Here is a 26,767-nt window from a genome sequence, read left to right as displayed (position 1 = left end):
GCCGTGGAGACGCAGGGGGCGGACGTCGAGGTGCGTGTCCTCGGTCCGGTGGAGGCACTCCGTGACGGTGCGCCGGTAGCGCTCGGCGGCGTCAAGACACGCACCATGCTGGCGGCGCTGCTGCTCGCCCGGGGACGCGTGGTCGCGGACTCCAGGCTCAGCTTCCTGCTGTGGGGCTGGGACCCTCCCGCCACCGTGAACGCGCAGATCTATTCGTACGTCTACCGGCTGCGCAAGCTGCTCGGTCCCGGCGTCGAACTGGTCCGCAGGGCACCCGGATACGCGCTCGGCCGGTCCGGGGTGCGCACCGACCTGGCCGCGTTCGAGCGCCTGGACACCCAGGGCGCCAGGGAACTCGCCGACGGCCGGATCTCCGAGGCGGACACCCGGTTCCGCGCGGCACTGGACCTGTGGCGGGGATCCGCGCTGGCCGATGTCTCCCCGTACCTCGCCGAGTTCGAGCGGGCGGGTCTCGAGGAGGCCAGGGCGGCGACCCTGGAACGCCGGATCACGGTGGACCTCGCGCTGGGCCGGCACCAGCAGCTCGTCCCTGAGCTCACCGGGCTGCTGACGGCCTCTCCGGTCCGGGAGAGACTGCGCGGTCAGCTGATGACCGCCCTGCACCGGTCCGGCAGACAGGCCGACGCCCTGCGCGTCTACCACGAGGGGCGCGCGGTGCTGGCCGAGGAGCTCGGGGTGGACCCGGGTCCCGAACTGACCGCCGTCTTCCAGACGGTGCTCCGCGGTGACCCGGCACCCGGCGGACCTTCACCGCGCCCGCGCGCCGTCCCGGAAGCGGGTCCGGCACGTCCGGCGTCGGCGCGTCCGGCGTCGGCCGGGGCGGCGCCGACCGGGGCGGCGGTCCCCGCCATGCTGCCGTCGGTGCCGGGCGACTTCACGGGGCGGACGGACGAGCTGGGGTCACTGCTGTCCCGGCTGGTGCCGCTGCCGGAGGGCGGGCGGTCCGGCTTCCGGCCCCGCCGGCTGCTGATCACCGGGATGGCCGGGGTGGGGAAGACGGCGCTCGCGCTGCACGCCGCGCACACCCGGCTGCGGCATTTCCCGGACGGTCAGCTGTACGCGGATCTGTGCCACCCGGACGGCAGCCGCAAGGATCCGTGCAGGATCCTGCCGCCGCTGCTGCGGGCGCTCGGCGAGCCGGCCGATGTCGTCCAGCGCAGGAGCGACGATCTGGACGAGCTGGTGCGCCTCTTCCGGGCCAGAACCACCGGGCGGCGCCTGCTCATCGTGCTGGACAACGCGGTCGGCGACCTCCAGCTCGATCCGCTGCTGCCGAGCTGTCCGGCACCCGCGCTGCTGATCACCGGCCGGCGCAGGCTGGCCGCGGTGCCCGGCAGCCACACGGTGTCGCTCGCCCCGCTGGACGAGGAGACGGCACTGGCCGTGCTCGTCGCGATCGCGGGGCAAAGGCGGTTCACCGCGGAGCCCGAGGCGACGCGGGAGCTGCTGCGGCTGTGCGCGGGGCTGCCGCTGGCGCTGCGGATCGCGGGCTCTCGGCTGAGCGCCCGGCCGCACTGGCCGGTGTCCCGTCTGGTGCGCGTGCTGGCGGACCCCGCGCAGCGGCTCCGGGCGCTGCGGTTCGGCGACCTCGATCTGGCGCCGCGGCTGCGTCAGTCGCTGCGCCAGCTGGAGCCGGACGGTCCCCGGCTGCTCGGCCCGCTGGCCGAGTGCGGAGAGCGGTCCTTCTCGGCGGGGGCGGCGGGCGCGCTGCTCGGGCTGCCCCGGGACAGGGCCGAGCGGTTCCTGGAGGACCTGGTGGACAACGCGCTGCTGGAGACGGAGGGTCTGGACCGGGCGGGGCAACCGCTCTACCGGTTCCACGCGTGGGTGCTGCGGTTCGCCGAGTCGCTCACCGCGCGGACCGTCGCGCCCTGAGCGCGGGGGCCGAGGCGCCGCGGGCGGCGCCTCGGCGTGGCCCTCACGCGTGCGACGGCTCGGCCATCGCCACGGCGATCTTCCGGGGGCCGGTGAACGGTTCCCGGGCGTGGGCGGCCAGCATGTTGTCCACGACGAGCACGTCGTCGCGCTGCCAGTCGAACCGGGTGGTCGCCGCCCGGTACGCGGCGCGGAGATGGTCCAGCACCTCGTCCGGGATGCGCGCGCCGTCCCCGTAGTAGGTGTTCGTGGGGAGGTCCTCGTCGGGGAAGATCTCCCGCAGCCCCTCCCGCACCTCGGGGGCGAGCGAGGTGACGTGGAAGAACGTCGCGTGGTTGAACCAGACGGGCTCGCCGGTCACCGGGTGCGGGTGGACGGCCTCGCGCACGGCCGTGGTGCGCAGCCCGCCGTCCGGACGCCAGTACGGGTCCAGTCCCCTCTCCTTGCAGTACACCTCCACCTCGCCGCGGTCCTCCGTGCCGAAGGTCTCCTGCCACGGCACGCCGAAGTCGGCGTGGAAGTTGCGCACCACCTGCCAGCCTCTGCGCTCGAACTCCTCGCGGATCCCGGGGTCGATACGGCGGTACACCTCGCGGATGTCCGCGAGCGGCGTCGCGCCCTGGGTGTGCGGGGGCTCCACGCAGTAGAAGTACAGCGTCTTCGGCCAGACGGCCTGATAGGAGTTCTCGTTGTGCAGGAAGATCTCCTCGTCCGGCGGGTAGTCGGTCGAGGTGTACACCTGCCCCTTGATGGTGGAGCGCGGCGAGGAGCGCTCGGAGTAGGCGAGCGGGGCGCTGCCGGAGAGCGCCCGCACCACCCCGTCGAAGCCGTCCACTCCGCCGATGGTGAAGCCGCGCAGCAGCACCGACCCGTGCTCCACCAGGAGCTCGCGCAGGCGCCGCCGGTTGGCCTCCACATAGACGTGGACGTTCTTCTCGGGCTTTCCCGTGATCGTGAACGTGGTCATGGATCGCTCCTTCGTACAGCTCGGGGTGGGGGGAGGAAACGAGGGATCGCGGAGGGGACGGCGGCCGGTCAGTCGGACATCGCCACGAGGACGCGGCGGTCGCCGGTGAAGGGGCGGCGGCCGTGCGCCAGCAGCAGGTTGTCGATGACCATGACGTCGCCCGCCCGCCAGTTCACGTCCACGGCGTTCTCCAGCCCGCGGTCGCGGATCTGGAGGACGTACTCGGCGGGGATGGGGCTCCCGTCGGCGAAGGTGACGGTCTGCGGCAGGTCCTCCTCGGGCAGGATCTGGGCGAGCGCGGCGGCCGTGTCGTCACCGAGGCCGGCCGGGTGCCACTGGTCCGCCTGGTTGAACCAGACCTCGGCGCCGGTGACCGGGTGACGGACGGTGGACGGCCGTACGGCGGAGATCCGGATGCCGCCGTCGGCCTTCCACTGCCAGGTCGCCCCGGTGCCGTCGAGGAACGCCTCCACCGCGCCGCGGTCGGTCGTCTCGAACGTGTCCTGCCAGCTCTTGCCGAGGCCGTACCCGTCGTGCAGGTTCTGGACGTAGCGGACGCCGCCGGCGAAGGCGTCGCGGACCTCCCGGTCGAGGGAGTCCAGCCACAGTTCCGCGTCGAGGACCGGGGTCGCCCCGCCACCGCCGGGCCGGATCTCGCAGTAGAAGGCGAGCCGGGCCGGCCAGGCGTGGGCGTAGCTCATCTCGTTGTGCATCGAGATGGTGAACTCCTGCGGGTACTCCGTCGAGGTGTAGACGTTGCTGCCGACCTTGGTGCGCGGGGAGTTGCCGTGCACATAGGCGAGGCGGTGGGGGAGCAGCCGGTCCAGGACGCCCCCGAGGGTGTCGGGGGTCACGCCGAAGCCGCGGAAGACGATGGCCTTCTCCTCGGTCAGCAGCGCGTCCAGCTCGTCGCCGAGGGCGGTCAGCCGGGAGACGAGTTCGGACGCGCCGCCCAGCCCCTCCATGTCGATCTCCAGCGGCACCCAGCTCTGTGTCTTCGTCATGTCGTTCTTCCTGTCGTCGCGAGAGGGGGGTGGTCAGGGGTGGTCCGGGGGGTGGTCAGGGGAAGGTCCGGAGCCGGTGGGACGAGCGGACCGTGGCGAGCCGGGCCGTGACGTCGGCGACGAGTTCGGCTTCGCAGGGCGCCAGGTAGAAGTGGTCGCCGGGGAAGGAGATCACCTCGCAGCCGGGGCGCCGGGTGAGTTCGGCCCAGGCGGCGACATCGGCGAGCACCCGGCTGGAGCCGGGGTCCCGGTCCCCGACGTACGCGGTGACGGGGGTGTCGAGGATCTGCGGTGCGGTCACCTCGTAGCGCTCGATGAGGCGGTAGTCGGCGCGCAGGGCCGGCATCAGCAGTTCGCGCAGTTCGGGGATGTCGAAGACGGAGGAGCCGAGGTCGCCGAGGGCGCGGGCCGCCGAGATCAGCGCCTCGTCGTCCGTCAGGTGCAGGGTGGTCCGGGGGGTGCGGTGCGGTGCGACACGGCCGGAGACCAGCAGATGGGCGGGGACGACACCATGGCGTCCCTCCAGACGGCGGGCCACCTCGTAGGCGACCGAGGAGCCCATGCTGTGGCCGAACAGTGCCACGGGGCGGTCGGTCAGTGGCAGTACGGCCTCGGTGATCCGGTCGGCGAGCTCGTCCATGTCCTCGATGCACGGCTCCGCGAGGCGGTCCTGGCGGCCGGGGTAGCGGACGGCGAGCAGTTCGACGTCGGACGGCAGCCGGGCGGGCCAGCCGGCGAAGAGGTTGGCGGTGCCGCCGGCGTGCGGCAGGCAGACGAGCCGTACGCGCGGGTCGGCGACCCCTCGGAAGCACCGGAACCAGGTTCCGGTGGCCTCTCGGGTGGAGGTGGTGGTCATGGTGTGGTCTCCAGCAGGTCGGGCTCGATGCGCAGGATGTGGTCGTGGATCGGCTGGAAGTTCATCCAGCCGATGAGGTCGTCGCCGACCTCGCGGTAGGTGTGCGCGGCGTTGTCGTGGTCGATCGGCACGACCTTCCCGGCGGCCTTGGCCAGCAGCTGGACCTGGCAGGAGCGCTCCATGGTGATGAACCACCAGGCGGCTGCGTCGACCGTGTCGCCGACGGTGAGCAGGCCGTGGTTGCGCAGGATGACCGCCTTGTGCGGGCCGAGCGCCCGGGCGACACGGCGGCCCTCCGACAGCTCGACGACGGGACCGGTGTAGTCGTCGAAGAGGCCCTGGTCCTCGTAGAACGCGCAGGCGTCCTGGGTGAGCGGCTCCAGGGGCTCGGCGAGGGTGGACAGCGCCCGGCCGTACGTCGAGTGGGTGTGGGCCGCCGCGATCACGTCCGGCCGGGCCTCGTGGATCTGCGAGTGGATGGCGAACGCGGCCCGGTTGACGTGGTGCCGGCCCTCGACGACCCGGCCCTCGCTGTCGACGAGCAGCAGGTCGCAGACCCGTACGAGCTTGAAGGACAGGCCGAAGGGGTTGACCCAGAAGTGGTCCTCCAGCTCGGGGTCTCGGGCCGTGATGTGCCCGGCGTTGCCCTCCTCGAAGCCGAACCGGCCGAAGATGCGCAGGGCCGCGGCCAGTCGCTGTTTGCGGTGGGCCCGCTCCTCTTCGAGGGTGTCGAAGAGGGGCGGTTCACTGAGGATGAGCCCGTCGCTCATCGGGCGGCTCCTTTCTGGTGGGTGGCGTCCGCCGAGTCCTCGGAGGCACCGGCGGGCGTGGAGGCTTCGGCGGGCCCGGGGACTTCGGCGGGCCCGGGGACTTCGGCGGGCCCGGGGACTTCGGCGGGCCCGGAGACTTCGGCGGGCCCGGAGACTTCGGCGGACGCGGAGACTTCGGCGGGCCCGAAGGCTTCGGCGGACGCGGAGACTTCGGCGGGCCCGAAGGCTTCGGCGGACGCGGAGACTTCGGCGGACGCGGAGACTTCGGCGGGCCCGAAGGCTTCGGCGGACGCGGAGGCGCCCGTGAGCCCGGAGGCGCCCGTGAGCCCGGAAGCGTCCGTGGGCGCGGAGGCGCCCGTGAGCCCGGAGGCGTCCGTGGGCGCGGGGAGTGCGCTCGGTGAGCCGGGGAGTTCGAGTTCGGTGCGCAGGGACGGCATCAGTACGGCCGCCAGGGCGATGACCCCCATCGCCGCGCCCGTCGCCAGCAGGGACGCGCCCGCTCCCCAGGCGGCGAGGACGACACCGCCGGCGAGGGCGCCGAGCGCGTTGGTGCCCGAGCCGAGGAGGCCGGAGACCGCGGCGACCCGGCCCTGGAGCGCGTCCGGGGTCGTGTGCACCTGGTACACGGCCGCCACGACGTTGAAGACCGCGCCGACCAGTCCGGCGCCCGCGAACAGCGCGCCGAGCAGATAGGGGTTGCCTCCGGTGAAGGCCATCGCGGTGATCAGGGCGGCCCAGGCGGCGACCCCGCCGGCCAGGATCGTGCGGACCCGCAGCCGCTTCTGCCACCAGCCGGCGGTGAGCGCGCCGGCCATCCCGCCGACACCGCCGATCACCACGATCACGGCGAGGCTGGACTGGGCGCGCCCCTCCTCCTTGATCAGCAGGATCAGCGCGAGGCCGACCACCTGGAACAGCACGTTGCTGGCGGCGACCAGGGCGAACGCGCCGCGCAGGAAGGGCTGGCGCCACAGCCAGCGGAACCCCTCGGCGAGTTCGGCCCGCAGATCGGGGCGGGCGGGCCGCTCCCCCGCCGCGTCCCCGGCGGGCTCCAGGGCGCGGGGCTCCTGGAACCTCGCCCGGACCAGCAGCAGGGAACAGAACGACACCAGCGAGGCGAGCGTCGTGAACAGGAACGGCGCCCAGCGGGCCAGCGACTGGAGCAGGATGCCGGCGGGCTGCCCGAGCAGACCCGTGGCCCGCCCGCGCGCCTCGTTCTGCGCCAGCGCGCGCCCCAGGTGCTCGGGGTGCACGACGTTGCGTACCGCTCCCCGCTCGGCGAGCCGGTACACCAGGGCGAGCGCGGCCTCGACGAACGCGACGGCGGCGATGTGCGCGACCCGCACATGACCGGCCAGGACGGCGGCCGCGACCGAGCCGAGCGCGACCGCGCGTCCCGCCTCGCAGACCAGCATCAGACGCTTGCGGTCCCAGCGGTCGACGAGGACCCCGGCGGGCAGCTGCACGAGGAGGGTAGGCAGCAGTGCCGCGAAGGCGACGACCGACATGGCCAGCGGGGAGTCGGTGGTCCACAGCACCACGAGCGGGTAGGCGGCCGCCGTCACCCGGGTGCCGAGGAGGGAGAGGGCGGCGCCGGACCACAGCAGCAGGAAGTCGCGGTTCCTGCGCAGCGGCGGCGGGGGGCCGGCGACGGCGGGGGTCTCCTGGAGCAGGCTCACGCGTGGCTCTCCGCCCCGGTCGTCGTGGTCGCGAGGACGGTGCGGGGCGTCCCGCCCGGGAGGGCGCCGCGGCACCACTCCAGCACCGCCATCGCGCTGTGCATCTTGTTCTCGGCCTGGTCGAAGGCGATGCTCGCGGGACCGTCCAGCACCTCGGCGGTCACCTCGTCACCGCGGTGCGCCGGGAGGTCGTGCATGAAGGCCGCGGTGGGGCTGTCCTCCCAGATCCGCCGCGTCACCTGGAACGGGGCGAAGACGTCTCGCCAGTCCGGGTCGGCCTTGGCGGTGCCGGTGGTCTGCCAGCGGGTCGTGTACACGACGTCCAGACCCTCGGGCAGCTCCGCCATGTGGTGGGCCTCGCGGAACGTCGCGCCGTGGCGCCGCGCCTGCTCGGCCGCCCGTTCCCGGTAGGCGTCCTGGAGGCCGTAGCCGTCGGGGGTACGGAGTTCGAGGTGGACGCCGGGGAACCGGGTGAGCGCGAGCGCCAGCGCGGAGGCGGTGTTGTTGCCCTCCCCGACGTAGAGGATCCGCAGGCCCTCGATGCGGCCGAAGCGGCGCAGCAGCGTCGTCAGGTCGGTGAGCGCCTGGGTGGGGTGCTCGGTGGCGCTCATGGCGTTGACGACGGCCATCCGGTCCTGGGCGGCCCAGGCGCGCATCTCGGCCTCGTCTCCCGCGGTGCGGGCCACGAGGACGTCGAGCATCCGGGACATCACCCGGCCGGTGTCCTCGCTGGTCTCGCCGGTGTTCAGCTGGAGGTCGCCGGGGCCGTACGTGACGATCTGGGCGCCGAGCCGCAGGGCTCCGGCGGAGAACGCGGTACGGGTGCGGGTGGAGGTCTTGCTGAAGTAGACACCCACGACGTCGCCGTCGAGGGGCCGGTCGACGGGGCGTCCGGCGGCGGAGAGTTCGGCGCCGCGGGCGACGAGGGCGCGCAGGTCGTCGTCGGTGAGGTCGTTGATGGAGATGAGGTGCCGCATGGTGCCGCTCCTTCGGAGACAGAAAGCAGAGGAGGGAGAAGGGGGGGAGGAAGGTCCGGGCCCCGGCGGGGGGGTTGAGGGCCCGGACCTTCCGTTCGGGGGGGGCGGGGGCGGGGGCGGTCAGGCCCGGGGGCCGGCCGCCCAGGCCTCGGCCATCCGGCCGGTGGCGAAGGCCGCGTCGTGCTCGCGCAGCGACTGGCCGACGGCCTTGACGACCTCGCGGCCGCCCGCGCCGTTGGTCAGGACGACGAAGCCGGTGCCGTCCGTGATCCGGCCGAGCAGCATGTTGCGGTAGCCGTGCGGTTCACCGCCGTGCCCCGCCTCCAGGTCGGGGGCGATGCCGTCCACGACCGCGCCGAGCCCGTAGAAGCTGTCCTCGCCCGGGGTCAGCATCTGCTCGGCCAGCTCCCGGGAGAGGAACGCGAACGGCTCTCCCCGGTAGGAGCGGCGCAGTTCGCCGACGACCTTGGCGAGGTCGGCCGCGGTGGACCACAGTCCGGAGGCGGCGACCTGGGGGCGGACCCGCCAGCCGCCGTCCACGACGCGGCCTTCCTCGTCGTGGCCGGCCGCGGCGGAGCGTCCGCCGGTCTGCGGGAAGTCCTGCTCGAACCCGCTGGACGCCATCCGCAGCGGCTCGAACACGGTCGCGCGCATCAGCTCGGGGAACGGCCGCCCCGTGACGTCCTCCAGCACCTGCTGGATCACCATGTAGTTGGTGTTGGCGAGCTGGAACCCCGCCCCCGCCGGCCGCTCGGCGTGCACCGGCGCGTTGTCCGCCTCGGGTGAGCCCGTGAGCAGGTCCAGCACCGTCGGCAGCGCGTCGCCCGGACGGTATCCGGCATTGGCGACGAGGGTCAATCCCGAGCGGTGACTCAGGAGTTGACGGAGCGTCACGGCAGCGGGGGTGCCGTCGGGCGTGGTGATCCGCCAGGAGGTGAGGTACGTGTCGACGTCCTCGTCGAGCCGCAGCACGCCCTGGTCGACCAGGCGCAGGACGCCGAGCGCGGTGACGTGCTTGCTGATCGAACCGGTCTGGAACAGCGTCTGCGGGGTCACCACCTCCTCGCCGTCGGCGCGCAGCACGCCGTACGCGGAGACGCTCGCCACCTCGCCGTCCCGGATCAGCGCGACCACCGCGCCGGGCACCCGGTGCTCCCGCATGGACGGCAGCGTGGCGGGAGCGGGAGCGGCGCCGGAGGCCTTCCGCGCACCCGCCGCCCCACCGGCGTTGGCCCGTACGGCCGCGCTGTGGGCGTCGACCGCGGCGGCCAGTTCACCGAGGGTCTCCGTCTGGTACAGCATCTGGAGCGAGACGGGCAGCCGCTTCTTCCGGGCGGCCGCCATCACCTTGATGATGAGCATCGAGTGGCCGCCCAGGGCGAAGAAGTTGTCGCCGGTGCCGATCCGCTCCGCGCCGAGGAGCTGGGCCCAGATCCCGGCCAGGGCCTTCTCCGTGTCGGTGACGGGTTCCGCGACCGTGCGGCCGTCCTCGCCGGTGGCCGAGGTGTCGGGCGCGGGGAGGGCACCCCGGTCGACCTTGCCGTTGGGGTTCAGCGGCAGGGCGGCGAGGTGGGTGAAGACCGCCGGGACCATGTGGTCGGGCAGGGCCGCCGCACAGTGCCCGGCCAGCTCCGGCACGGGCCGGCCGCCGTCACCGGTGTAGTAGGCGATCAGCCGCGGGCTCCCCGGCACGGGCTCGTCGGTCGTGACGTACGCGGCCGTGACGTCCGGATGCCCGGTCAGCACGGTCTGGATCTCGCCCGGTTCCACCCGGTGGCCGCGGATCTTGACCTGGTCGTCGGTGCGGCCGAGGAACTCCACGGCGCCGTCCGGCAGCCGTCGCACCAGGTCGCCGGTGCGGTAGAGACGGCCGCCCGCCGCTCCGTACGGGTCGGGCACGAACCGCTCGGCGGTCAGGTCGGGCCGTCCGCTGTAGCCGCGGGCGAGGCCCGCGCCGCCGACGTACAGCTCACCGGTGACCCCGGTGGGCACCTTCTGGAGCCGCTCGTCGAGGACGTGCATGGCCATGTTCGGCAGGGGGGAGCCGATCGGCACCACCGCCTGGGCCACCTCGTCCGGCACCGGGTGGATGCTGGTGCCGACGGAGGCCTCGGTCGGACCGTACTCGTTGATCAGCCGGGTGCCGGGCGACAGCGCCCGCCAGGCCTGGACCGTCGCGCTCGTCAGCGGTTCGCCCGCCACCACGATCAGCGGCGCGAGAGCGGCCGCCTGCGCGTCGGTGAGCTGCTGGGCGAGCAGGTCGAGGTGGGACGGCGTGAGCTTGACGAAGCTGTACGGCGCCCCGTCGGCCAGCCGCTTGCCGAGGTCGGCCACGGTGGTGTCGGCCGGCAGCAGGGTGAGCGGCTGGCCGGTCACCAGGGGCGCCCAGATGTTGGGCACCGGCAGGTCGTAGGCGTGCGAGGAGAGCAGCGGCGCCCCGGTCGTCCCGGCTCCCGCGAGGGCGGACGCCGCCCAGTGCAGGTGGTTGGCGAGGCCCCGGTGCGGGATCTCCACACCCTTGGGACGGCCGGTGGAGCCGGAGGTGAAGATGATGTAGGCGAGGGTGTCCGGGTCGTCGTCGCGGTGCGGCGCGGTGTCCGGGTGTCCGGCGAGCAGCGCCGGCTCGGGCAGCCGGTCCAGCAGGAGGCCGGCGCCCGCGGTGTCCATCATGCGGGCGACGCGCTCGGCCGGGTAGCCGGGGTCGATCGGTATGTAGGCCGCCCCGGCCTTCCACGCGGCGAGCATCGCGACGACCAGGTCGCAGCCGCGCTCCAGCCGGATCCCCACCCGGGTCTCGGCGGTGACGCCCTGGTCCCGCAGATGGTGGGCGACGCGGTTGGCCCGCGCGTCCAGCTCGCCGTAGGTGACGGGGGGACCGCTGTGCACGAGGGCGACGGCCTCGGGGTGCTCGGCGGCGCGCGCCTCGAACCACTGAAGGACGGTGCCGGGCGCGACCGGTGTCGTGGCCGGGTTCCACTCCGTGGTCTCCGGCAGGCGGGCGGCCTGGGCGTCGCCCTCCGGGTCGGCGGCCATGGCCTCCAGGACCAGCCGGAACATCACCGCGATCCGGTCCAGGGACTCCTGCCCGAGCTGCTGCCCACTGGCGTTGAGCCCGACGATCCCGCCGACGCCCGAGACCCGCAGGCCGAACTCCAGGGCGCCCTCGCCGACGGTCGCCCCGGTGTCGATGCGGTCGTGGTCGATCTGGTGGAAGTCCTGGTAGGTGAACATCACGTCGATCAGCCGGCGGCCGTCGTGGAACTCCCGCTGGATCTCCGGCATCGGGAAGCTGCGGTGCTCCCACAGGTCCACCTCGCGGGCGTGGGTCCGCTCGACGAGCTCGCGCCAGGTGCGGGCGAGCCGGTCGTGGAGGAACGGCAGGGTGTTGAGGTGCATCCCGAAGACCCGGTCGGCGCCGCGCGCCTCGGGCCGGGCGTTGGTCACCAGGCCGGTGAAGAAGGCCTGTTCGTCGGTGAGCTGGCTCATCACCTTCAGATGGGCCGCGTGCAGCACGCCCTTCAGGGTGGAACCGGCGCGGGCCGCGAGCGCCCGCAGGCCCTCCTCCAGATCGTCGTACGGGACGGTGGTGTAGGAGGTGGTGCGCTCGCCGTCGGCCGGGTCCCCCCAGCCCGCGGGGAGTTCGAACTTGGCGCCGCCGGCGACGACCGAGCCCCAGTACGCGCGGTCCTGGTCGGAGGCGAGGGAGGCCAGTTCGGCGGCGACGAAGTCGGCGAACCGGGTGGCGGGCCGGTCGTACGGGGTGACGGGTGCACCCGTGCGCAGCTCGCGGTAGAGGTCGAGGACCTCCATCACCAGCGAGAAGGTGCTCCAGCCCTCCATCACCACATGGCACTCGGTGAAGGCGAGCCACCAGGCGCCGTCCCCCTCGTCGTGGGCGGCGACCCGCATCAGCGGGGCGCTGCCCACGTCGAAGAGCCGGGCCCGCTCCTGCGCGGTGAACTCCCGCACCGCCCGCTCCACGCCCGCCCGGTCCAGGCCGCGCAGGTCGCGCACCTCCAGGTCCACGTCCACCTCGGAGTGGACGATCTGCAGGGGCACGGAGTAGGTGGTCAGGTCCACGGACGTGCGCAGGACGTCGTGACGGGCGAAGATCCGCCGCGCGGCCTCCCCCAGCAGCTCGGTGTCGAGCGGCAGTTCGTCACGGATCCGCATGGAGAACACGTTGTGGTACTCGTTGCGGCCGCTGCCGGCCTGCATCTCGACGAGCATGCCGAGCTGGGCCTGGGAGAGCGGGTAGGCGTCGTCGGTGCCGGCCGGGAGCAGGCCGCGGTCCTCGGCGGAGATCAGCGCGTACGGCTGCACGGCCGCCATCGCCTCGATCGCGCCGCGGCCGGCGACCAGCTCGGCCAGCCGGGCGACCGTACGGTGCTCCAGGACGTCACGCACGGCGAGGTCGAGCCCCTCCTCACGCAGCGCGCCGACCAGGGTGAGCGCCCGGATGGAGTCGCCGCCGAGGTCGAAGAAGCTGTCCTCGACCCCGACCTTCTCCAGCCCGAGGACCTCGCGCCAGACGGCCGCGATCCGCTCCTCGGTCCCCGTCCGGGGCGCGGTGTAGGCGGCCGAACCGCCCAGCGCGTCCTGGCCGGGGGCGGGCAGGGCCCGCTTGTCGAGCTTGCCGTTCGTCGTCAGCGGCAGCGCGTCCAGCACCACGAACGCCGACGGGATCATGTACTCCGGCAGCCCCGCCGCGAGCGCACCCCGCAGCTCACCGGGCACCGGAGCCTGCTCCCCCGCCGTCAGATACGCGACCAGCCGCTTCTCCCCCGGCTCGTCCTCGCGTACGACGACCACCGCGTCGCGCACCAGCGGCTGCGCCGCCAGCGCGGTCTCGATCTCCCCCAGCTCGATGCGGAAACCACGGATCTTCACCTGATCGTCGATCCGCCCCAGGAACTCCAGCTTCCCGTCGGGCAGCCGACGCGCCAGGTCACCACTCTTGTACAGCCGCGACCCCGCAGGCCCGAACGGATCCGGCACGAACCGCTCCGCCGTCAGCTCCGGACGGCCCAGATACCCCCGCGCCACACCCGGACCACCGACGTAGATCTCGCCCGCCACACCGACCGGGACCAACTCCCCGCTCTCGTTGAGGAGATGCACCTGAAGGTCGGAGAGGGGGCCGCCGATCGGGTTGCCCGCCTCCGGGTCCAGATCGCGCTTGGTGAGACGGTGGTAGGTGGTGTGCACGGTCGTCTCGGTGATCCCGTACATGTTCACCAGGGCGGTGCGGCCCAGCCCGCGGCGCTCCACCCAGGGCTTGAGTTCGGCCACGTCGAGCTTCTCGCCGGCGAACACGACAGCGCGCAGGCTCAGTCGGCGGATCCGGCGGTCGCCGTCCCGGGCGGCGTTGACCAGGGAACGGAACGCGGTCGGCGTCTGGTTGAGGATCGTCACCTCCTCCTCGACCAGCAGATCGAGGAACTCCTCCGGCGAACGCGTCACCGCGAACGGCACCACGACCAACCGACCGCCGTGCAGCAGCGCACCCCACATCTCCCACACCGACACGTCGAACGCGTAACTGTGGAACAACGGCCACACATCGCTCTCGTCGAACACATAGTGCTCATACGCCGACGACAGAAGCCGGACGACATTGGCATGGGTGAGAGCGACACCCTTGGGACGGCCCGTCGAACCGGACGTGTAGATCGTGTAGATCAGGTTCTCCGGAGAACCGGCAACCTCCGGGTCCGACTCCGGCGCCGCCTCGAACAGCGCCGCATCCTGGTCCAAGAGCAGCAGCTCACCCTCGTACCGGCCCTCCAGCACCCCCGACAGCGCCGACGTCGTCAGGACGACAGGCGCACCCGCGTCCCCCACGATGTACGCCAGCCGCTCCGCCGGATTCGCCGGATCCAGCGGCAGATAACCCGCCCCCGACTTCAGCACACCCAGAATGCCCGGAATCAGATCCAGCCCACGCTCCAGGCACACACCCACCAGCGCCTCCGGGCCGACACCCCTGCCCCGCAGCACATGCGCGATCCGGTTCGCCCGCGCGTTCAGCTCCGCATACGACAGCTCCACACCCTCGAACGACACCGCCACCGCATCCGGCGTACGCCCCACCTGCTCCTCGAACACCTCATGCACCCGACGTGCCACGGAAGAAGCCTCCTGTTCTGTGGTGCCCTGGCCGAAGAGCCGCTCGTGCTCGCCGGCGGGCAGATAAGTGCCTCTGGCGTCGCCGCCGGGGCCTGCCTCGGCCATGGCCTCGAGGACGGTGCGGTACATGGCGGCAAGGCGTGCGGCGTTCGCCGCGCTGAGCATCTGGGAGTTGGCGGCCAGGACGATCCGGCCGGCGTTGGCGTGCACGGACAGCGCGAACTCGGTCGGCGAGTCGATCACCTTGACGCCGGTGTCGACGATGTCCGAGTCGAGCTGGTGGAAGTCGACGTAGTTGAAGAGGACGTCGACGAGACGGCCGCCGGAGCCGGCCGAGCGCTGGATGGCGGCGAGCGGGTAGCGGCGGTGCGGCCACATGCCGAGTTCGCGTTCGAAGACCTGGCGGACCAGCTCGCCCCAGGTGGCCGCGGTGTCCTCGTGCGGGAACGGCAGCGTGTTGAGGTGCATGCCGTACACCCGGTCGGCGCCGTCCGCCTCGGGGCGGGCGTGCGAGACGAGGCCGGTGAAGAAGGCGCGGTCGCCGCTGAGCTGCCCGAGGACCTTCAGATGGGCGGCGTGCAGCACGCTCTTGAGCGAGGCACCGGCCTCGGCGGCCAGGGCGCGCAGCCCTTCTTCGAGGTCCTCGAAGGAGACACGGCTGCCGGTCGGCCCGGCGGGCCTGCCCGGTGCCTCTCCCCAGCCGGCCGGGAGCGAGAACTTCGCGCGGTCCTCGACCAGGCCGTTCCAGTAGGCACGGTCCTCGTCGGAGGCCAGCGCCTCCAGCTCCCCGGCGACGAAGTCGGCGAAGCGGACGGGGGGTGCCTGGTACGGGGCGGGCTCGTCGCCGTCCCGCAGGGACCGGTAGACGTCGAGGATCTCCATCACCAGCGAGGCGTGGCTCCAGCCCTCCAGGACGATGTGCGACAGGGTGAGCCCGAGCCACCAGACCTCGTCGCTCTCGACCAGTGCCGACACCCGCAGCAGCGGGGCGGTGCCCAGGTCGAAGAGGGCGCCGCGCTCCGCGGCGATGAACTCCTTGATCTCGCGTTCCAGTACCGCCTCGTCGGCAGCACCGGTCAGCTCGTGCACCCGGACCGGGAGTCCGACGGCGGAGTGCACCAGCTGCATGGGCACGGAGTACGCGGTGGGGTGGACGGAGGTGCGCAGCACGTCATGGCGTGCGGCCACCAGGTCGAGCGCCCGCTGCAGAGCCTCGGCGGAGAACGGTTCTCCGTCCAGGACGCGGTGCGCGGTCACCGTGTGGTAGTTGCCGCTGCCCTCGTCCGCGAGGAGTTCCACGGCCATGCCGGCCTGGGTCTGCGAGAGCGGGTAGGCGTCGGTGAGGCCTTCGGGCAGCCTCGCCCGGTCGTTGGCGGAGACGAGCGCGAACGGTTCGACCGTCGTCGTTTCCGCCGTCGGGCGCTGCTGTGCGTCGGCGGTCGCCGCGGCGAGCCCGGCCACCGTCCTCTTCTCGAACAGGTCGCGCATCGCGATGTCGTGTCCGGCGGCGCGCAGCGCACCGAGGAGCGTGACGGCGCGGATGGAGTCGCCGCCGAGGTCGAAGAAGCTGTCCTCGACGCCGACCTTGTCCAGGCCGAGGACCTGCTGCCAGACCTCGGCGATGCGCTGCTCGGTCACCGAACGCGGCGCCACGAAGCGCTCCGACGCCGTGAAGGACGTCAGGTCCGGAGCCGGGAGCGCCTTCTTGTCGACCTTCCCGCTGCCGTTGAGGGGCAGCGCGTCCAGGACGGTGAAGGACGCCGGGACCATGTAGTCCGGCAGCGATTCACCGATGGCCGACCGCAGCTCCGTGACACCCGGTGCGTCGGCCGCGAGCACGACGTACGCCGCGAGCTGACCGGCACGTACGGCGACGACCGCGTCGCGCACACCCTCCTGCCCGGCGAGCGCCGCCTCGATCTCACCCAGCTCCACCCGATATCCACGGACCTTGACCTGGTGGTCGATCCGCCCCAGGAAGTGCAGCTGCCCCTGCTCGTCGTACCGCACCAGGTCACCACTGCGATACAGCCGCGACCCGCCCGGCTCCCCCTCCCCGAAGGGATCCGGCACGAACCGCTCCGCCGTCAGCTCCGGCCGGCCCAGATAGCCGCGCGCCAGACCCGAACCTCCGATGAACAGCTCACCCGGCACACCCACCGGAACCTGCCGCATGTCCCGGTCCAGGACATACAGCCGCGTGTTCGGCAGCGCCCGCCCGATCGGCGGCACCACCGCACCCTCCAGGGCATCACTCCAGGTCACGGCCACCGTGGCCTCGGTGGGCCCGTACGCGTTGACCATCCGGCGGCCCACCGACCAGGCCTCGACCAGGTCGGGGGTGCAGGCCTCGCCGCCGACGACCAGCGTCATCCCGGCGGGGAGCCCGCCGTCGGCCGGCATCACGGTGAGCGCGGTCGGCGGCAGGATGGCGTGGGTGACGCCCTGCTCGGCGGTGAGCCGCGTCAGCTCCGGACCCGGCATGATCCGCTCGGCCGGGGCCAGCACCAGGGCCGCCCCGTTCAGCAGCGCCTGCGCCAGCTCCCAGAACGCCGCGTCGAAACTGATCGACGCGAACTGGAGCACGCGGCTTCCGGGAACGGCGCCGAAGGAGTCCCGCAGCGCGTCGGCGAAGTCACCGATGCCCTGGTGGGTGACGGCGACGCCCTTGGGACGGCCCGTCGAGCCCGAGGTGTAGATGACGTACGCCGTGGACTGCGCGGACAGCTCCACCTCCGGAGCCTCCCCGGACTCGGCGGCGATCGCCTCCGCATCCCGGTCCACACACACCACCCGCGCACCATGCTCAGGCAGCCGCTCCAGCAGCCCTTCCTGCGTCAGCAGAACAGGCGCCCCGGAATCCGCCAGCATGTACGCCAACCGCTCCACCGGATACCCCGGATCCAACGGCAGATACGCACCACCCGCCTTCATGATCCCCAACAACCCCACCACCAACTCCACAGAACGCTCCATGGAAATGGCCACCACACACTCGGGACCCACCCCGACACCCACCAGATACCGAGCCAGCCGGTTCGCCCGCACCTCCAACTCCGCGTACGACACCACCGACCCCTCGAACACCACCGCCGGCGCCCCCGGCCCACGCACCACCTGAGCCCCGAACAACACCGGGAACGGAACGCCTTCCGAGCCGGTGCCGGCGCCGCCGTCCGCGAAGGCGGCCAGCGACTCCGCCTCGCCCGGCGGCAGATACACCTCCCCCGCGTCACCGTCCCCACCCCGCGAGGCCATCGACTCCAGCACCGCGCGGTACATGGCCGCGAGGCGCTCCGCGTCGGCCCGGCCGAGGGAGCGGGTGTCGGTCTTGAGGTTGAGGTAGCCGCCCAGGGTGGTGACGGCGAGCCCGAACTCGATCGCGCCGGTGCCCACTCCGGCCTCGACGTCGACCAGTTCGGTGTCGACGTTGCGGAAGTCCTGGTAGTTGAAGACGACGTCGACCAGGCGCCGGCCGCCCGCCTCCCGCTGCATGGCGGGCATCGGGTACTGCCGGTGCTCCCACGCCTCGATCTCGCGGTCGAAGGTGGCCCGGACCAGCTCCCGCCAGGTGCGGGCACCCCGCTCGTACGCGAACGGCACGGTGTTGACGTACATGCCCAGCACCCGGTCGGCCCCCAGGGCCTCGGGGCGGGTGTCCGTGACGACCCCGGCGAAGAGCCGGGCCTCGTCGGTGAGCTGGCTCAGCACCTTGAGGTGCGCCGACAGCAGGACCGCCTTGAGCGAGGCACGGGCGTCGGTGGCGAGGGCGCGCAGTCCCGGCTCCAGGTCGTGCAACGGCACCCGCAGCTGGTAGGTCTCGCGCGGCTCCTCTTCCGATCCGCCCCAGGACGGGGGCAGTTCGAACTTGGTGTGCTCCTCGACGGTCTGCTGCCAGTAGCCGCGGCTCTCCGCCGAGTCCAGCGCCTTGCGTTCGGCCGCGACGAAGTCGGCGAAGCGGACGGCGGCCGGGACGACGGCGGCGGGCTCGCGGCCGTCGCGCAGGGCGGCGTAGACGTCGAGGAGTTCCATCATCAGGGCGTGATAGCTCCAGCCCTCGGTGATGGCGTGCGACTCGGTGAGCGCCAGGCGCCAGGCGGTGTCGCTCTCGACCAGGGCGGCGACGCGCAGCAGCGGCGCACGGGTCAGGTCGAACAGCGTGTTCTGCTCCTCCGCGGCGAAGGCGGCGAGTGCCGCCTCCCGTCCGGCCTCGTCGAGCCCACGCAGATCGCGGACCGTGACGTCGACCGAGGCGGTGGAGTGCACCAGCTGCATGGGCACGGAGTACGTGTCGAGCGCGAACGAGGTGCGCAGCACCTCGTGCCGGGCCAGGACGATCCGGGTGGCCTCCTGGAGTGCCGGGGCGTCGAAGGGGTGTCCGTCGCGGATCCGGTTGACGCTGACGTTGTGGTAGCGGGCCCGGGACTCGTCCGAGAGCAGCTCGACGACCATGCCGAGCTGGACCTGCGAGAGCGGGTAGGCGTCGTCCAGGCCCGCGGGCAGGAGCGCCCGGTCGTCGGCGGAGATCAGCTCGTACGGGCGTACCGGCGCCTCGGTCGCGGCGGGTGCGGGACGGCCGGTGACCGTCTCGGCCACGGCGGCGACGGTACGGGCGTCGAAGACCTCCCGGACGCCGATGTCGTAGCCGGCGGCGCGCAGGGCGCCGACGAGGGTGACGGCGCGGATGGAGTCGCCGCCGAGGTCGAAGAAGCTGTCCTCGACGCCGACCTTGTCCAGGCCGAGGACCTGCTGCCAGACCTCGGCGATGCGCTGCTCGGTCACCGAACGCGGCGCCACGAAGCGCTCCGACGCCGTGAAGGCCGTCAGGTCCGGAGCCGGGAGCGCCTTCTTGTCGACCTTCCCGCTGCCGTTGAGGGGCAGCGCGTCCAGGACGGTGAAGGACGCCGGGACCATGTAGTCCGGCAGCGACTCACCGATGGCCGACCGCAGCTCCGTGACACCCGGTGCGTCCGCCGCGAGCACGACGTACGCCGCGAGCTGACCGGCGCGTACGGCCACGACCGCGTCGCGCACACCCTCCTGCCCGGCGAGCGCCGCCTCGATCTCACCCAGCTCCACCCGATATCCACGGACCTTGACCTGGTGGTCGATCCGCCCCAGGAAATGCAGCTGCCCCTGCTCGTCGTAACGCACCAGGTCACCACTGCGATACAGCCGCGACCCGCCCGGCTCCCCCGCCCCGAAGGGATCCGGCACGAACCGCTCCGCCGTCAGCTCCGGCCGGCCCAGATAACCGCGCGCCAGACCCGAACCGCCGATGAACAGCTCACCCGGCACACCCACCGGAACCTGCCGCATGTCCCGGTCCAGGACATACAGCCGCGTGTTCGGCAGCGCCCGCCCGATCGGCGGCACCACCGCACCCTCCAGGGCATCACTCCAGCTGGAGCAGACGGTCGCCTCGGTCGGACCGTAGCCGTTGATCATCCGACGGCCCGCGGACCAGGCCTCGACCAGGTCGGGGGTGCAGGCCTCGCCCGCGACGACCAAGGTCGTCGCGGCGGGAAGCCCGCCGTCGGCCGGCATCACGGTGAGGGCCGTCGGCGGGAGTGTCACATGCGTGATCGACTGCTCGGCGGTGAGCCGCGTCAGCTCCGGGCCCGGCATGATCCGCTCGGCCGGGGCCAGCACCAGGGCCGCCCCGTTCAGCAGCGCCTGCGCCAGCTCCCAGAACGCCGCGTCGAAGCTGATCGACGCGAACTGGAGGACCCGGCTGCCCTCGCCCACCCGCAGATGCCCGGCCTGCGCGGCCGCGAGGTTCCCCACACCCGCGTGGGTGACGGCGACGCCCTTGGGACGGCCGGTGGAACCCGAGGTGTAGATGACGTACGCCGTGGACTGCGCGGACAGCTCCACCTCCGGAGCCTCCCCGGACTCGGCGGCGATCGCCTCCGCGTCCCGGTCCACACACACCACCCGCGCACCATGCTCAGGCAGCCGCCCGAGCAACCCCTCCTGCGTCAGCAGAACAGGCGCCCCGGAATCCGCCAGCATGTACGCCAACCGCTCCACCGGATACCCCGGATCCAACGGCAGATACGCACCACCCGCCTTCATGATCCCCAACAGCCCCACCACCAACTCCACAGAACGCTCCATGGAAATGGCCACCACACACTCGGGACCCACCCCGACACCCACCAGATACCGAGCCAGCCGGTTCGCCCGCACCTCCAACTCCGCGTACGACACCACCGACCCCTCGAACACCACCGCCGGCGCCCCCGGCCCACGCACCACCTGAGCCCCGAACAACACCGGGAACGGCCTGTCGTCCGGACCCTCCACCGACCCCGCGAACCCGGCCAGCGACTCGGCCTCGCCCGGCGGCAGATACACCTCCCCCGCGTCACCGTCCCCACCCCGCGAAGCCATCGACTCCAGCACCGCGGCGAACATCGCGCCCACCCGCTCCACGGCGGGCTGGGTCAGCACGTGGTTGTTGGTGCTGATACCCAACAGGCCGCCGAGGACGGAGACGTTGAGACCGAACTCGGTCGGGGCGTCGTGGATGCTGCCGGCCGTGTCGATGACGTTCTCGTCGACCATGTGGAAGTCGAGGAAGTTGAAGACGACGTCGACGAGCCGGCCGCCGCCGGCGAGCCGCTGGATCTCCGGGTACGGGAAGTGCCGGTGGCCCCACATCGCCGACTCGTGCGCGAAGACCTGCCGGACCAGCTCCCGCCAGGTGCGGGCACCCCGCTCGTACGCGAACGGGAGGGTGTTGACGTGCATGCCGTACACCCGGTCGCCGCCCGGCACTTCGAGACGGCCGTGCGCCACGATGCCGGTGAAGAAGGACGCCTCGTCCGTGAGCTGGCTCATCACCTTCAGATGCGCGGCGTGGAACACCGCCTTCAGCGGTACGCCGGCCTCGGCGGCCAGGGCCCGCAGCCCCTCCCCCAGACCGTTCACCGGAAGGCGGACACCGGTGCGGGTGCGCGGCACCGCCGGGTCGTCGCTCCAGTGCGCGGGCAGGGTGAACCGGGCGTTGCGGGTGACCAGGTCGCTCCAGTGGGCGCGGTCCTCCGCGGAGGCCAGCGCGTCCAGTTCGGCCGCGACGAAGTCGGCGAACCGGACCGGGAGCGGCTCGGCCGTCACCCGCTCGGCCCCCTCACGGAGCGCCCGGTAGGCCTCCACCAGCTCCATCAGCAGGGTGTGGTAGCTCCAGCCCTCGGTGATCGCGTGGCACTGCGTCAGGGTCAGCCGCCAGGCGCCGTCCGAGACGAGGTGCGCGGCCACCCGGATCAGGGGCGCCTGGGCCACGTCGAACGCCACCTCGCGCTCGGCGGCGACGAACTCCCGCACCAGCGCGTCCTGCCGGTCGCCGTCCACCGCGCGCAGATCCCCGACCGTCACCGCGATCTCCGCCTCGGTGTGCACGATCTGGAGCGGCACGGAGTACGAGGTGAGGTCGAAGGACGTGCGCAGCGCCTCGTGCCGGATGCCCATGGCCCGCACGGCCCCGCGCAGTGCCGCCTCGTCGAACGGCTCCTCGTCCCTGACCAGGAAGGAGTTGACGTTGTGGTAGTTGTTGCGCGCGCTGTCGGCGAGCAGTTCGAGGACCATGCCGAGCTGCACCTGCGAGACCGGGTAGGCGTCGTCGGTGCCGGCCGGGAGCCGCTCGCGGTCCTCGGCGGAGATCAGCGCGTACGGCTCCACGGCGGTGAAGCCGGGATCGTCGGCCGCGGGCCGCCCGGTGACCAGCTCGGCCAGTCGCGCGACGGTGTTGTGCTCCATGACCTCACGGACGGAGACCCCGAAACCGTCCGCCCGCAGCCGACCGACCAGGCTGACCGCCCGGATGGAGTCGCCACCGAGGTCGAAGAAGCTGTCCTCGACCCCGACCTTCTCCAGCCCGAGGACCTCGCGCCAGACGGCCGCGATCCGCTCCTCGGTCCCCGTCCGGGGTGCGGTGTAGGCGGCCGAACCGCCCAGCGCCTCCTGTCCCGGGGCGGGCAGGGCCCGCTTGTCGAGCTTGCCGTTCGTCGTCAGCGGCAGAGCGTCCAGCACCACGAACGCCGACGGGATCATGTACTCCGGCAGCCCCGCCGCGAGCGCACCCCGCAGCTCACCGGGCACCGGAGCCTGCTCCCCCGCCGTCAGATACGCGACCAGCCGCTTCTCCCCCGGCTCGTCCTCACGTACGACCACCACCGCGTCGCGCACCAGCGGCTGCGCCGCCAACGCGGTCTCGATCTCCCCCAGCTCGATCCGGAAACCACGGATCTTCACCTGATCGTCGATCCGACCCAAGAACTCCAGCTTCCCGTCCGGAAGCCGACGCGCCAGGTCACCACTCTTGTACAGCCGCGACCCCGCAGGCCCGAACGGATCCGGCACGAACCGCTCCGCCGTCAGCTCCGGACGACCCAGATACCCCCGCGCCACACCCGGACCACCGACGTAGATCTCCCCCGCCACACCGACCGGGACCAACTCTCCCCGCCGGTCGAGCAGGCAGATCTGGAGGTCGGAGAGGGGGCTGCCGATGGGGTTGCCGGCCTGGGGGTCCAGGTCGGGCTCGGTGAGACGGTGGTAGGTGGTGTGCACGGTCGTCTCGGTGATCCCGTACATGTTCACCAGAGCCGTCTGACCCAGACCGATCCGGTCCGTCCACGGCTTCAGCTCCGCCACATCCAGCTTCTCACCCGCGAACACCACGGCCCGCAGCCGCAACCGCCCGATGCGAGGATCACCGTCCCGGGCCGCATTCACCAGCGAACGGAACGCCGTCGGCGTCTGGTTGAGAACCGTGACACCCTCCTCGACCAGCAGATCGAGGAACTCCTCCGGCGAACGCGTCACCGCGAACGGCACCACGACCAACCGGCCGCCGTGCAGCAGCGCACCCCACATCTCCCACACCGACACGTCGAACGCGTAACTGTGGAACAACGGCCACACATCCGACTCCGCGAAGCCGTAGTGACCCCGTGCGGTCGTCAGCAGCCGCAGCACATTCGCGTGGGTGAGGGCGACACCCTTGGGACGGCCCGTCGAACCGGATGTGTAGATCGTGTAGATCAGGTTCTCGGGAGAGCCGGCAACCTCCGGGTCCGACTCCGGCGCCGCCTCGAACAGCGCCGCGTCCTGGTCCAAGAGCAGCAGCTCACCCTCGTACCGGCCCTCCAGCACCCCCGACAGCGCCGACGTCGTCAGCACCACGGGCGCACCCGCGTCCCCCACGATGTAGGCCAGCCGCTCCGCCGGATTCGCCGGATCCAGCGGCAGATAACCCGCCCCCGACTTCAGCACACCCAGAATGCCCGGAATCAGATCCAGCCCACGCTCCAGGCACACACCCACCAGCGCCTCCGGGCCGACACCCCTGCCCCGCAGCACATGCGCGATCCGGTTCGCCCGCGCGTTCAGCTCCGCATACGACAGCTCCACACCCTCGAACGACACCGCCACCGCATCCGGCGTACGCCCCACCTGCTCCTCGAACACCTCATGCACCCGACGGGCGTCAGGCGCGGTCCGGGGCCGGTTCCAGTCGGCGACGAGGAGTTCGTACTCTCCGGCCGGCAGGTGCCGGAGGGTCGCGTCGCCGTCGATGCCCGACTCGGCCATCGCGGTGAGCACCGAGCGGTACATGTCCGCGAGGCGCTCGGTGTTCTCCTGGCTGAGGGCGTGTCCGGCCGCGGTGAGGATGCAGTAGCCGGAGCGGGTCGCCACCGTCAGCGGGAACTCGGTGGGGCTGTCGTCGATGCTCGCGAGGTAGTCGACCAGGTCGGTGTCGACCTGCTCGAAGTCCTGGTAGTTGAAGAAGACGTCGAAGAGGCGTCTGCCTCCGGTGCCCGCGTCGCGCTGGATGGCGGGGAGCGGGTAGCGGCGGTGGCCCCACATCTCGGTCTCGCGGTCGAACACCTGGCGGACCAGCTCGCCCCAGGTGCGGGCGCCGCGTCGATGGGCGAACGGCAGGGTGTTGAGGTACATGCCGTACACCCGGTCCGCGCCCGCGGCCTCCGGGCGGGCGTCGCAGACGAGTCCGCTGACGAAGGAGTCCTCGTCGGTGAGCCGGCTCAGCACGGTGAGGTGCGCCGCGTGCAGCACGCTCTTCAGCGAGACCTCGGCCTCGGCGGCGAGGGCGCGCAGCCGCGGCTCCAGGTCGTGGAGGGCGACGGCGCTCTGGTGGGTGGCGGCCGGCAGCCCGGCCCGCTGCTGGAGCCCGTCGGGGAGCGTGAAGCTGGGGAAGCCGGTGACGACACCGTTCCAGTAGCCTCGGTCCTCCTCGGAGTCGAGGGCGGCCAGTTCGGCGGCGATGAAGTCGGCGAAGCGGACGGCGGGGCGCCCCGCCGGGTGCGGGGTGTGCTCGTGCCCGTCCCGGATGCGGGCGTACTCGCCGAGCAGCTCCATGAGCAGCGAGTGGTGGCTCCAGCCCTCCAGGACGGCGTGGCACTCGGTGATCGTGAACCACCAGCCGTCCTGGGTCACATGGGCGGCCACGCGCAGCAGGGCGGGCGTCTCCAGGTCGAAGAGGGTGGCGCGCTCCCGCGCCATGAAGGCCCGCAGGTCCCGGTCGACGGCGGTGGCGTCGAGCGCGGTGAGGTCGCGGACCTCGACCGGCAGTTCGGCCTCGGTGTGCACGATCTGGAGCGGCACGGAGTACGAGGTGAGGTCGAAGCCGGTGCGCAGCACGTCGTGCCGGGCGGTGACCAGCCGGGCCGCTTCGCGCAGGGCCTCGGCCTCGAAGGGCCGCTCGTCCCTGATCCGGAACGTGGTGGCGTTGTGGTAGTTGTTGCCGCCCTCGTCGACCAGCATCTCGACGAGCATGCCGAGCTGCACCTGGGAGACCGGGTAGGCGTCGTCGGTGCCGGCCGGGAGCCGGTCGCGGTCGTCGGCGGAGATCAGCGCGTACGGTTCCACGGCCGACGTGGCCTCGATCGTGCCGCGGCCGGTGACCAGCTCGGCCAGCCGGGCGACCGTACGGTGCTGGAAGACGTCCCGCACCGCGACGTCGAAGCCCGCCAGACGCAGCCTGCCGACGAGGTTGACCGCGCGCAGGGAGTGCCCGCCGAGGTCGAAGAAGCTGTCGTCGACACCGACGCGCTCCAGCCCGAGGACCTCGCGCCAGACGGCCGCGATGCGCTCCTCGGTCCCGGTCCGGGGCGCGGTGTAGGCGGCCGAGCCGCCCAGCGCGTCCTGGCCGGGGGCGGGCAGGGCCCGCTTGTCGAGCTTGCCGTTCGTCGTCAGCGGCAGCGCGTCCAGCACCACGAACGCCGACGGGATCATGTACTCCGGCAGGTCCGCCGTCAGGGGAGCCCGCAGCTCCCCCGGGGTGGGCGCCTGGTCGCCGGCGGTCACATAGGCGACGAGACGCTTGTCGCCGGGCTCGTCCTCGCGTACGACGACCACCGCGTCGCGCACCAGCGGCTGCGCCGCCAGCGCGGTCTCGATCTCCCCCAGCTCGATCCGGAAACCACGGATCTTCACCTGGTCGTCGATCCGCCCCAGGAACTCCAGCTTCCCGTCGGGAAGGCGGCGAGCCAGGTCACCACTCTTGTAGAGCCGGGAACCCGCAGGGCCGAAGGGGTCCGGCACGAACCGCTCCGCCGTCAGCTCCGGACGGCCCAGATACCCCCGCGCCACACCCGGACCACCGACGTAGATCTCCCCGGCGACTCCCACAGGCACGAGCTCGCCGCGCGGGTCGAGCAGGCAGATCCGCAGATCCGGCAGAGGACGCCCGATGGGGTTGCCGGCCTGGGGGTCCAGGTCGGGCTCGGTGAGACGGTGGTAGGTGGTGTGCACGGTCGTCTCGGTGATCCCGTACATGTTCACCAGAGCCGTCTGATCCAGACCGATCCGGTCCGTCCACGGCTTCAGCTCCGCCACATCCAGCTTCTCACCCGCGAACACCACGGCCCGCAGGCGCAGTCGGCCGATCCTGGGATCGCCGTCCCGGGCCGCATTCACCAGCGAACGGAACGCCGTCGGCGTCTGGTTGAGAACCGTGACACCCTCCTCGACCAGCAGATCGAGGAACTCCTCCGGCGAACGCGTCACCGCGAACGGCACCACGACCAACCGACCGCCGTGCAGCAGCGCACCCCACATCTCCCACACCGACACGTCGAACGCGTAACTGTGGAACAACGGCCACACATCGCTCTCGTCGAACACATAGTGCTCGTACGCCGACGACAGAAGCCGGACGACATTGGCATGGGTGAGAGCGACACCCTTGGGACGGCCCGTCGAACCCGAGGTGTAGATCGTGTAGATCAGGTTCTCCGGAGAGCCGGCAACCTCCGGGTCCGACTCCGGCGCCGCCTCGAACAACGCCGCATCCTGGTCCAAGAGCAGCAGCTCACCCTCGTACCGGCCCTCCAGCACCCCCGACAACGCCGACGTAGTCAGCACCACGGGCGCACCCGCGTCCCCCACGATGTACGCCAGCCGCTCCGCCGGATTCGCCGGATCCAGCGGCAGATAACCCGCCCCCGACTTCAGCACACCCAG

General features: G+C 72.2%; 8 protein-coding genes. 1 reads left to right on the top strand and 7 read right to left on the bottom strand.

The genetic code is table 11. The features are described from left to right. The first annotated feature begins 3 nt into the window (after positions 1-3). Positions 4-1,896 (top strand): BTAD domain-containing putative transcriptional regulator, encoded by a 1,893-nt coding sequence (locus tag ABZ490_RS28735; RefSeq protein WP_358995917.1) that lies wholly within the window; start codon positions 4-6, stop codon positions 1,894-1,896. Positions 1,897-1,939: 43 nt separating this feature from the next. Here ABZ490_RS28735 and ABZ490_RS28730 read toward each other — a convergent pair whose 3' ends face one another. The 7 genes from ABZ490_RS28730 to ABZ490_RS28700 form a co-directional block, all read right to left on the bottom strand. Then, entirely contained in the window at positions 1,940-2,863 is a 924-nt protein-coding gene (locus ABZ490_RS28730) for a TauD/TfdA family dioxygenase (RefSeq protein ID WP_358995914.1), read from the bottom strand. A 68-nt stretch (positions 2,864-2,931) separates the two neighbouring features. After that, positions 2,932-3,867: a TauD/TfdA family dioxygenase gene (locus tag ABZ490_RS28725; protein ID WP_358995911.1), complete on the bottom strand. Its 936-nt coding sequence runs from the start codon at positions 3,865-3,867 to the stop codon at positions 2,932-2,934. Between the two features lie 55 nt (positions 3,868-3,922). Further along, positions 3,923-4,723, bottom strand: coding sequence for an alpha/beta fold hydrolase (locus tag ABZ490_RS28720; RefSeq protein WP_358995908.1), 801 nt, complete (start codon positions 4,721-4,723; stop codon positions 3,923-3,925). Further along, positions 4,720-5,493, bottom strand: a complete 774-nt coding sequence (locus ABZ490_RS28715) for a class II aldolase/adducin family protein (RefSeq protein ID WP_358995905.1) — start codon at positions 5,491-5,493, stop codon at positions 4,720-4,722. Before ABZ490_RS28715 ends, ABZ490_RS28720 begins: the two co-directional genes overlap by 4 nt. Continuing rightward, positions 5,490-7,172: an MFS transporter gene (locus tag ABZ490_RS28710; RefSeq protein ID WP_358995902.1), complete on the bottom strand. Its 1,683-nt coding sequence runs from the start codon at positions 7,170-7,172 to the stop codon at positions 5,490-5,492. Before ABZ490_RS28710 ends, ABZ490_RS28715 begins: the two co-directional genes overlap by 4 nt. Then, entirely contained in the window at positions 7,169-8,149 is a 981-nt protein-coding gene (locus ABZ490_RS28705) for an ornithine carbamoyltransferase (protein WP_358995899.1), read from the bottom strand. Before ABZ490_RS28705 ends, ABZ490_RS28710 begins: the two co-directional genes overlap by 4 nt. Before the next feature lie 120 nt (positions 8,150-8,269). Continuing rightward, positions 8,270-26,761: an amino acid adenylation domain-containing protein gene (locus tag ABZ490_RS28700; RefSeq protein ID WP_358995896.1), complete on the bottom strand. Its 18,492-nt coding sequence runs from the start codon at positions 26,759-26,761 to the stop codon at positions 8,270-8,272. Between the last annotated feature and the right edge of the window lie 6 nt (positions 26,762-26,767).

Origin of the sequence: Streptomyces sp. NPDC005811 (assembly GCF_040630405.1) — a bacterium.
GTDB lineage: Bacteria > Actinomycetota > Actinomycetes > Streptomycetales > Streptomycetaceae > Streptomyces.
This window is presented reverse-complemented; position numbering and strand designations above follow the sequence as displayed.